At 73.0% G+C, this 2,063-nt stretch carries 2 protein-coding genes; both read right to left on the reverse strand.

Annotated elements, in window-relative coordinates; genetic code table 11:
* Positions 1-118 precede the first annotated feature (118 nt).
* Positions 119-907, reverse strand: coding sequence for a hypothetical protein (locus tag ACFRU2_RS37350; RefSeq protein ID WP_382980679.1), 789 nt, complete (start codon positions 905-907; stop codon positions 119-121).
* A gap of 101 nt (positions 908-1,008) precedes the next feature.
* On the reverse strand, positions 1,009-1,881 hold the full coding sequence (locus tag ACFRU2_RS37355; protein ID WP_382980680.1) for a hypothetical protein: 873 nt from the start codon (positions 1,879-1,881) through the stop codon (positions 1,009-1,011).
* Positions 1,882-2,063: the final 182 nt, after the last annotated feature.

A 2,063-nucleotide genomic window follows, 5' to 3' on the forward strand; every position in this document is an offset into this window, starting at 1 on the left:
GGGGGGGGGGGGTGGGGGGGGGGGGGGGGGGGGGGGGGGGGGGGGGGGGGGGGGGGGGGGGGGGGTCTTTTTTGGTGGGGGGGGGGGGGCCCCCCCCCCCCCCCCCCCACCGGGCTGGTCAGTTCTTGGACTTGGGCTTGGGCAGGAAGGTCTTCATGGACTCGGCGCGGGCGCTGCTGGCGGGACACGGTGCGAGCAGCTGCGTCAGCACCGGCCGCAGGGTGTCGGCGTCGTCGGCCTTACGGGCGCGCTCGGCGCGCTCCAGCAGCTTCTCGACGTCCTCGGCCGTGGTCGGGTGGGTGACCTTCAGGCAGGGGCAGCTGGTGGGGGGCTCGCCCACCAGGACGGCGACCTTCGCGGCCTGGTCCTCGAAGGGGATGCATCCCTCGTGCCGGTATTCCGGCCGCGGGCGGTTGTCGCCGTTGCGGCCGCGCAGGTGGGACCACCAGCGGACGACGTGATGCCCCGACAGGAGGCATTTCAGCGTCCACGGGTTGTCAGATCCCGGGTAGCCGGTGGTGTTGCCGTACTCGTCCTCCGGGAGCCAGGCGAGTTCGGCGATACGGCCGAGGGCGATGCCCGCGCTCAGGATGTTGCGGCGGGTGGGCTTCAGGCGCGGGGCCAGCCACGGGACGATGCCCTGCGGCGGGGCGGCTGCGGCCGGAGTGGCCGCCTGGTCGGTGGCGCCTGAGTCGACCAGTTCGACCAGGTGCGCGGCGGCGGCGTGCCGGTCGTCGTGGCGGCTTTCCTCGGTATGGCCGTGGGCGCGGGCGTACCACTCGCCGTGGAACCGGTGGATGTGGCCGCCGGGCTTGCCGTCGACGGCGACGGGGTAGCGGCCGCTGGCGTCGCGGGCGCCGATCTCGTGCCGCTCCTCGGCGGGCGTGCTGGTAGTCGTGGTGGTCATGGGGTCTTCCTCTCGGTGGGTGTGGGTTTCGAGCAACGCCGGGGCGGCGGTGCCAACCGCCGCCCCGGTCAGATCAGGGCTGCAACAGGGCCGACTCCGGTTCAGCGGGAGGCGGGAGGAAACCGGAGCCAGTGAGCGCCGCCTTCGATCGGGTCGCCGCCCAGCGCGGCGTGCAGTACCGCGTCCGCCTCGCCGAGCGTCTCCGTGTCGAACGGGCCGCCGTCGCTGAGGTTCAGTTCGGTGGGACCGGCGACCACCATGACGATCCGGGGAGCGGCGGTGGTCTCGAAGACCACTGCGGTCGCCTCGGGGGCGAGCCTGCGGAGGATCGCGCCGATCCGGGGGGCGGCCTCCTCAAGCGCCAGGGCCTGGTCGCGGGTGACGCCGCACTCGCAGCGGAGGGTGTGCCAATCCTGGTCGGAGCCGCACAGGCACCACCAGGGCACGGCGTGCCACGTCCACTCCCAGCCGCCGATCGGGAAGAGGCCGTCACGGTCGGGCCGGACGACGTTGGCGGCGGCGTCGCCGCCGCCCTCGTCGAGGTACTGCCATCGGATATGGACGATGACCACGCGGCGGGCTCCGCGACCGCCGGGCTTGCGTCGGCGGGCCGCTTTCCGGGCCTGCGGGGTGGCGTCGGTGATCTTGGCGGCGGGGCCCGCGTCCCGGCTCGGGCTCCGCCAGTTGACGCGGACGGCGACGGCCATGGTTTCGCCGTCGTCGCTGTACCGGCTGGGGCCGCCTTCGATGATGTGCACGGTGTCCGGGCTGCCCTCGCGGCCCTCGATCACGTGGATGGTGTCGGTGCAGTCGTAGCCGCACTCCTCGGCCAGGCGCAGCGTCTGTGCGGACAGCTGTCGCGCGGAGTCGAGCGGGAAATGCGGGCTGAGCCAGCCGTTCCACCGGTTGTTGGGGTCGAGCTTGCAGTCGAGCGGGCCGAGCATGTCGTCGATGCAGACTCGGGTTTCGATCATCTGTCGGGGGTGGATCTGTTCCTCCTGGTGTGGTGTCGGGTTTCGAGTGGGGGCGGGGGGGGGGGGGGGGCCCCCCCCCCCCCCCCCTTTTTCTCTCCCACCCCAGCGGGGCCAGACCCTCGTCTCGCAACAAGGGGGAGATCTCTAAAGTGTAAGCACCTCCCTCCCCCCCCTTCTCAGGG

The organism is Streptomyces sp. NPDC056883 (genome assembly GCF_042788835.1).
Lineage (GTDB): Bacteria > Actinomycetota > Actinomycetes > Streptomycetales > Streptomycetaceae > Streptomyces > Streptomyces stoeckheimensis.